Annotated in this window: 8 protein-coding genes; all 8 read right to left on the bottom strand. The window is 66.9% G+C overall.

Going from position 1 to position 7,018, the window contains the following annotated elements; genetic code table 11:
• Positions 1-3 precede the first annotated feature (3 nt).
• Positions 4-975 (bottom strand): aliphatic sulfonate ABC transporter substrate-binding protein, encoded by a 972-nt coding sequence (locus IV112_RS05180; RefSeq protein ID WP_304001486.1) that lies wholly within the window; start codon positions 973-975, stop codon positions 4-6.
• Between the two features lie 38 nt (positions 976-1,013).
• The gene (locus IV112_RS05185; protein WP_020164549.1) at positions 1,014-1,742 is read right to left on the bottom strand and encodes an ABC transporter ATP-binding protein; all 729 of its coding nucleotides are present in this window, start codon (positions 1,740-1,742) and stop codon (positions 1,014-1,016) included.
• Positions 1,743-1,752: 10 nt separating this feature from the next.
• A complete protein-coding gene (locus tag IV112_RS05190) occupies positions 1,753-2,592 on the bottom strand; it encodes an ABC transporter permease (protein WP_020164550.1) in 840 nt (279 codons plus the stop codon).
• Positions 2,593-2,596: 4 nt separating this feature from the next.
• On the bottom strand, positions 2,597-3,589 hold the full coding sequence (locus IV112_RS05195) for an aliphatic sulfonate ABC transporter substrate-binding protein (protein WP_020164551.1): 993 nt from the start codon (positions 3,587-3,589) through the stop codon (positions 2,597-2,599).
• Between the two features lie 227 nt (positions 3,590-3,816).
• A complete protein-coding gene (gene ssuD, locus IV112_RS05200) occupies positions 3,817-4,968 on the bottom strand; it encodes an FMNH2-dependent alkanesulfonate monooxygenase (protein ID WP_304001490.1) in 1,152 nt (383 codons plus the stop codon).
• Positions 4,969-4,979: 11 nt separating this feature from the next.
• Positions 4,980-5,954: a sulfonate ABC transporter substrate-binding protein gene (locus IV112_RS05205; RefSeq protein WP_304001492.1), complete on the bottom strand. Its 975-nt coding sequence runs from the start codon at positions 5,952-5,954 to the stop codon at positions 4,980-4,982.
• Between the two features lie 53 nt (positions 5,955-6,007).
• Complete coding sequence (gene ssuE / locus IV112_RS05210; protein WP_304001493.1) at positions 6,008-6,601, bottom strand: NADPH-dependent FMN reductase; 594 nt, start codon at positions 6,599-6,601, stop codon at positions 6,008-6,010.
• 18 nt (positions 6,602-6,619) lie between these two features.
• On the bottom strand, positions 6,620-7,018 hold a 399-nt coding region (locus IV112_RS05215), incomplete at its 5' end, for a sulfate ABC transporter substrate-binding protein (protein WP_304001496.1).

Consider the following 7,018-nt stretch of genomic DNA (forward strand, 5'->3'; position numbering starts at 1 on the left):
GCCTTACAGAGACGGTTTCCAGACCGGCACCGCAGTGGCATTCACCTTGCGCGGCAGCAGGCCCTCGCGGGTGAAGGTGTCGGCGATGGCCTGCTGCTCCTGCAGCCGCTCCGGCTGCACCAGACGCACGTCGTAGCTGCGACGGCCGTTGGCCTGTTCGACCGTGGCTTCATCCAGACCCCACACCGGCGCCAGCAGGGCGGCAGCGTCCTTTGGGCTCTGCTTGACCCATTTGCCGGTTTCGGTGAGCGCGTCGTGAATCACCTTGATCACGTCCGGCCGCGCCTGCGCGAAGGGCGTGGAGGCGAGGTAGTAGCGCTGGTACTGCGCCAGATTCGTGCCGTCGGCCAGCACGCGCACCTTGGCCTGGCGCTGCACCGCGGACAGGAAGGGGTCCCACACCACCCAGGCGTCGACGCTGTCGCGTTCGAAGGCGGCGCGGCCGTCGGCCGGCGCGAGATAGGCGGGCTGGATGTCCTTGAAGCTCAGTCCGTTCTTCTCCAGCGCGGCGATCAGCAGGTAGTGCACGCCGGCGGCCTTGGCGAAGGCGACGCGCTTGCCCTTCAGGTCGGCCACGCTCTTGATCGGCGAATCGGCCTTGACCACGATGGCCTGCGCGGTGGGCGAGGGCGCCTCCTGCGCGACATAGGTCAGGTTGGCACCGGCGGCCAGTGCGAACACCGGCACGGTGTCTGCGACGTCGGCCGACACGTCGACGCTGCCGACGTTCAGCGCCTCGAGCAGCGGAAGACCGCTGGCGAACTCGTGCCAGCTCACCTTGACGCCCAGCGGCGCAAGCTTCTGTTCCAGCGTGCTGCGGGTCTTCAGCACGGTGATCAGTGTCGATGACTTCTGGTAGCCGATGCGTACGGTAGTCGGCTTGTCCTGTGCGGCGGCGCTGCCGAGTGCAAGCGCCGGCAGCAGGGCGATGAATGCCTTCAAGGCGTTACGGCGAAGAGTGAAATGTGTGCTCATGGCGAAGCCCTCTTTCTGTGTGTGGGGTGTGGCGCACGTCAGACGACGTGAGCGCCTTCGAGAATTTCGAGAATCGTGTTGCGGGCATCGGCCAGCGCCGGTGAGCGGCGGTGGCGCGGTCGTTGTTCCGTGATGGTCACTTCGTCCAGCGCGCGGCCGTTGCCCATCACCACGACGCGGTCGGACAGCCAGGCTGCCTCGTCGACGTCGTGCGTCACCAGCAGCAGCGTGGTTCCGTGTTCGCGGGCGATGGCCAGCAGCAGCTCCTGCAGCTTCATCCGCGTGAAGGCATCGACCGCGCTGAAGGGCTCGTCGAGCAACAGCAGGCGCGGCCGGTTGAACAGACCGCGGGCGATCGCCACCCGCTGCGCCATGCCGCCGGACAGCGCCTTCGGCAGCGCGTCGGCCACCTGTGCAAGGCCTACTTCCTCCAGCAGCGTGAACACGTGCGGGTCACTGGCGCGCCGGGCGTCGGCGTCGAAACCGACGTTCTGCGCGACGGTGAGCCAGGGCAGCAGTCGCGGCTCCTGGAAGATGAAACCGATGTCGCGGTGGATGCCGTGCTGCGCCTGACCGTCGAGCCGCACCTGTCCATCGTGTTCGCGGTCCAGGCCGGCGACGATGCGCAGCAGCGTGCTCTTGCCGCAGCCGCTGGCGCCGACCAGGCTGACGATTTCGCCGGCCTCCAGTTCGAGCGAGAAGTTGTCCAGCACGAGCCGGTCGCCGAAGCGTTTGGCACGCACATGCACATCGAGCAATGCAGTCATCGTGCGCTCCTCAGGCCAGCCGGCTCTCTAGCGCGTCGCGCCAGGCCAGCGCGCGCCTCTCGAGTGATTTGAGGACGCTGTCCGACAGCTTGCCGAGTACGGCCAGCAGCAGGATGGCGGCGAGCACGATGTCCGGTCGTGAGGTTTCACGGCCGTCCGTCAGCAGGTAACCCAGGCCGCGGGTGGCGGCGATCAGTTCGGCGGCGACCAGGAACATCCAGGCCAGGCTCAGGCCGACGCGCAGGCCGGTGTAGAGGCTGGGCAGCGAAGCCGGCAGCAGGATGCGACGCACCAGCGCGGAGCGGCTCAGGCCATATACCTCGCCCAGTTCCACCAGCTTGCGGTCGACATTGCGCAGGCCCGACAGCAGATTCAGATAGACCGGAAAGAAGGCGCCGATCGCGATCAGCGTGATCTTGGGCGTTTCGTCTATGCCCAGCCACAGCAGCAGCAGCGGCACCCAGGCCAGACTGGGCACGGCGCGCAGTGCCTGGAAGGTCGGATCGAGCAGCGCTTCGGCGCGACGGTCCAGCCCGACCACGACTGCGGCAACCACCGCCAGCGAGGCGCCGATCGCGAAACCACCGGCGACGCGGGCAATGCTGACGCCGATATGCGATGCCAGGCCGCTGCCCAGGTCGAACAGCGTGCGCACGATCTCGCTCGGCGCAGGGAACAGGTGGGCGGCCAGCACGCCGCTGCGCACCAGCACCTCGAAGGCGAGCAGCGCGAGTGCGGGCAGGACCCAGCCCAGGGCCGGGTGGGGACGCCCGGCGCGACCGGCGGGGACGGCCGGCCGCGCGGACGACACCGTCGCCTGAAGGGAGGAGGTGCGGGCAGCGGTGTTCATGGCATCAGTCCTTGGCCGCGACCACGGCGGCGGCATGGGTCGGGTCGATCAGTTCGGTCACCACCTTGGCGACGTCGGTGCCTTTGCGCACCAGTTCCTCCTCGACCAGGATGGGTGCTGCGGCGCGCAGCGCGTCGTGGTGTTCGCGGCCGATGCGCGGGTTCGAAAAATCGGTGCGCTTCAGTTGCGCCTGGGCCACGGCCAGGTTCAGCTTTGCTTCCTCGGCCAGCAGCTTTGCGGCGTCGTCCGGATTGGCGATGACCCAGCGGCGGGCGCGCTCGTAGGCAGCGATCACCGTCTTCACCTGCTGCGGGTGTGCCTTCAGGAATTTCTCCGACACGTTCAGGAAGCCGTAGGTGTTGAAGTTCACATTGCGGTAGATGAGCTTCGAACCAGCCTCCAGTTCGCTCGCAGCGAGGTGCGGATCGAGGCCGGCCCACGCGTCGACGCGCTTCTGTTCAAGTGCGACGCGGCCGTCCGGATGCTGCAGGTGGACGATCTCGACGTCGTTGCGCGACAGACCTGCCTCCTGCAGCGAGCGCAGCAGGAACAGATAGGGGTCGGTGCCCTTCGTGGCGGCGACGCGCTTGCCCTTCAGCTCGGCCACCGATCTGATGGTCGAATCCTTCGGTACTGCGAGTGCGGTCCACTCCGGTCGCGAATACACATAGACCGAACGGATCGGATTGCCGTTGGCGCGGCTCAGCACGGCGGCCAGGCCGGCGGTGCTGCCGAAGTCGATGGCGCCGCTGTTGAGGAACTCCAGTGCGCGATTGCTGCCCTGGCTCAGCGTCCATTTCACCTCGATGCCGGCCGGCTTTACGGCCTCTTCCAGCCAGCCGAAGCGCTTCAATACCAGGCTGGTCGGCGAGTAGTAGGCGTAGTCGAGGCGGATTTCCTTCGGCGCGTCGCCGGCGGCGAAGCCGGTCAGCGGCAGCGTGGCGGCGAGCAGACTGGTGACCAGCAGGCGGCGGTTGCGGGAATGCGTGGTGCTCATGGTTTTCCTTTTGTGCGGTCCGGAGGATGGTCGCGCTGTGTCGCGCGTCTGAAGGTCATCCTAGGGGTGGGGGATGCGCACTCAAACCAATTAAATCTGCGCTGCATTTGCGCAGGCGCGCTGCGGAGCTTTGCCGTTCGAGTGATAAGCGGATCGGCACCGGAGCAAAGAAAAAGGCCATCGCCCGTTAGGGGGCGATGGCCTTCAGGGTGCTGCGACGCAGGGTGTCAGCTCGCGGATGCAGCAGGTACGTAATGGTTGGCGACGATCTCGCCGAAGGGCCCGGACAGGCTGAAGCCCGGCAGCCCCTCCTTCTGTACGCGCGGCAGGTGGGGAAACACCTGCTCGGCGAAGTTGTAAGCCTCTTCGAGATGCGGGTAACCGGACAGGATGAAGGTTTCGATGCCGAGCTCGGCGTATTCCTTCATCCGTGCGGCAATGGTCGGGCCGTCGCCGACCAGCGCCGTACCAGCGCCGCCGCGCACCAGGCCGACCCCCGCCCACAGATTGGGGCTGACTTCCAGCTTGTCGCGACGACCACCGTGCAGCGCGGCCATGCGGCGCTGACCTTCGGAATCCATCTGCGCGAACTTCTTCTGCGCAGCGGCGATGGTGGCGTCATCGAGATGACGGATCAGGTCTTCCGCCGCCTGCCACGCCCGCTCCGTCGTTTCACGGGCGATCACGTGCAGGCGGATGCCGAAGCGCAGCGTGCGGCCGTGGGCGGCGGCGCGGCGGCGCATGTCGGCGATCTTCTCGGCCACCGCGGCCGGCGGTTCCCCCCAGGTCAGGTAGACATCGACCTGTTCGGCCGCCAGTTCGTGCGCGGCGGGTGAGGAGCCACCGAACCATAGCGGCGGATGCGGCCGCTGAACGGTGGGGTAGAGCTGCTTGCCGCCCTTGACCGACAGGTGCTTGCCGTCGAAGTCGATGGTCTCGCCTGTGTGTGCGCTCGCCAGGATGCCGCGCCAGATGCGCAGGAACTCGTCGGTGATCTCGTAGCGCTCGTCGTGCGTGTTGAAGATGCCGTCGCCGTCCAGCTCGGTCGGATCGCCGCCGGTCACCACATTGATCAGCAGGCGGCCGCCGGACAGGCGGTCGAAGGTGGCGGCCATGCGCGCGGCGGCCGACGGCGCCGTCAGGCCCGGGCGCAGTGCCACCAGGAATTTCAGGCGCTGGGTGAAGCCGATCAGCGCCGATGCGGTGACCCATGCGTCCTCGCAGGAGCGGCCGGTCGGCAGCAGCACGCCGTCGTAACCCAGCGTGTCGGCAGCGATCGCCACCTGTTTCATGTAGTCGAGGCTGACCTGGCGTCCGCCCTCGGCGGTGCCCAGATAGCGGCTGTCGCCGTGGGTGGGGATGAACCAGAACACATTCATGATGCGGACCTTCAGCGGGTGGCAAGTACCGAGGCCTGGCGGACCTCGATGCGTTTCGGAATCAGCTTCAGTTCGAAGAAGGTGTCGGCGAGTTTCTGCTGTTCGGCGAGGATGGCGTCGGTCACCGGCTTCGCATTGAACTGGTAGCGGCGCAGTGCCAGTTCGACCACCTCGGGCGCCAGCCCCTGTTCCGGCGCGATGCGGGCGGCGGCCTCCTTGATGTTGGCCTTCAGCCAGACCGCATTGCTGTTGATCTCGTCGAACAGCGCGTCGAGCACCTTGCCATTGGCTTTCGCATAGTCGCGGGCGGCGAGGTAGTAGAAGAAGTTGTTCACGACGCCACTGCCATCGGCCAGCACGCGGGCGCCGATCTGCTTCTCGGTGGCGGCGAGGAAGGGGTCCCAGATCGCCCACGCATCGACTGCGCCACGCTCGAATGCGGCGCGGGCATCGGCCGGCGGCAGGAACACCACCTGGATGTCGGTGTATTTCAGGCCGTGCTTTTCCAGCAGCTTCACCAGCAGGTAATGCACGTTCGAGCCCTTGTTCAGCGCGACGCGCTTGCCCTTCAGTTCGGCCACTGAGCGGATCGTCGAATCCTTCGGCACGACGATGGCTTCGGCCTCCGGCGAGGCCGGGTCGTAGCCCGCGTAGATGAAGTTGGCGCCGGCCGCCTGGGCGAAGATGGGCGGTGCCTCGCCGACCGCACCGACGTCGACCGCGCCGACATTGAGGCCTTCGAGCAGTTGCGGACCGGCCGGGAACTCGACCCATTTCACCTCGACACCGAGCGGCGCCAGGCGTTTTTCGAGCGATCCCTGGGCCTTGAGCAGCGTGAGCAGGCTGGCCGATTTCTGGTAGCCGATGCGCAGTGGCTGCGCGGCCGCGGCGTGGGGGGCGACGAGGGCGGCCGATGCGGCGAGCACGCCGCCGGTCAGCCAGGCGAGCGCCTTGCGGCGCGAAATGAACGACAGGGAGGAGGGCATCGATGGATTCCTTTGCGTGGTTCAGGCAGGGACGGGGCGGGCGGTGCGCCGGCTCAGACGCTGCAGCGGACCTGATCGAAGGGCACCGGATCGGCCGCGGGTTCCGGGCGGCGAGCCAGCAGTGCTCGATACTCATATACAAGCCGGTCGGTCGCCTGGGCGAGCCGGTCGATGATTTCGGACGACAGCAGGTAGTCGCCCTTGTCCGATTTGCCCACCGTGGCGTCGGTAGCATGCACACCGGGCAGCACCAGCGAAGGCGACATCGACTGCAGCACCGGGCGCAGCGCGTAATCGAGCGCCAGCGCGTGGTGCGGACTACCGGCGGTTGCCAGCGGCAGCACCACCTTGCCTTCGAGTCCGTTCTGCGGCAGCAGGTCGAGGAAGCTCTTGAGCAGTCCGCTGTAGGCCGCCTTATAGACGGGCGTCGCAATGACGATGGCGGTGGCGCCGGCTACGCGATCACTGGCGATGCGGATCTGCGGGTCGCCGAATTTCGCGTTGAGCAACGCCTGGGCCGGCAGGTCAGTGAGCTTCAGGCGACTGTTGTCGATGCCGCGGCGCTGGATCTCCGCCGCGACGAATCCCGACAACGCGGCCGAGCGCGAAGGCTCGACCGGGCTGCCCTGAATGAACAGGATGGACATTGAGGTTCCTGGCGGTGCTCAGCGCACGCTGATCTGGTCGAACACGCCGCCGTCGGCGAAGTGGGTCTTCTGCGCCTTGGTCCAGCCGCCGAATTCGTCGTCGATGGTGAAGAGCTTTACCGGTGCGAAGGTCTTGGCGTACTTCGCGGCGACCTTGGGGTCGATCGGGCGGTAGTAGTTCTGTGCAGCGATTTCCTGGCCTTCCGGGCTGTACAGGTATTCAAGATAGGCGGTCGCCACGGCGCGGGTTCCGCGCTTGTCGACTACCTTGTCGACCACGCTGACCGGCGGTTCGGCCAGGATGGACAGCGACGGCGTGACGATTTCGAACTTGTCCGGACCCAGTTCCTTCACTGCCAGATAGGCTTCGTTTTCCCAGGCGATCAGCACGTCGCCGATGCCGCGCTCGACGAAGGT

Source organism: Methyloversatilis discipulorum, assembly GCF_018780585.1.
Lineage (GTDB): Bacteria > Pseudomonadota > Gammaproteobacteria > Burkholderiales > Rhodocyclaceae > Methyloversatilis > Methyloversatilis discipulorum_B.

Excerpts from the sequence above, each read along its gene's own strand:
- IV112_RS05205 (WP_304001492.1), bottom strand. The coding sequence starts at position 5,954 with ATGCCCTCCTCCCTGTCGTTCATTTCGCGCCGCAAGGCGCTCGCCTGG.
- IV112_RS05180 (WP_304001486.1), bottom strand. The coding sequence starts at position 975 with ATGAGCACACATTTCACTCTTCGCCGTAACGCCTTGAAGGCATTCATC.
- IV112_RS05195 (WP_020164551.1), bottom strand. The coding sequence starts at position 3,589 with ATGAGCACCACGCATTCCCGCAACCGCCGCCTGCTGGTCACCAGTCTG.
- ssuD (WP_304001490.1), bottom strand. The coding sequence starts at position 4,968 with ATGAATGTGTTCTGGTTCATCCCCACCCACGGCGACAGCCGCTATCTG.
- IV112_RS05185 (WP_020164549.1), bottom strand. The coding sequence starts at position 1,742 with ATGACTGCATTGCTCGATGTGCATGTGCGTGCCAAACGCTTCGGCGAC.
- ssuE (WP_304001493.1), bottom strand. The coding sequence starts at position 6,601 with ATGTCCATCCTGTTCATTCAGGGCAGCCCGGTCGAGCCTTCGCGCTCG.
- IV112_RS05190 (WP_020164550.1), bottom strand. The coding sequence starts at position 2,592 with ATGAACACCGCTGCCCGCACCTCCTCCCTTCAGGCGACGGTGTCGTCC.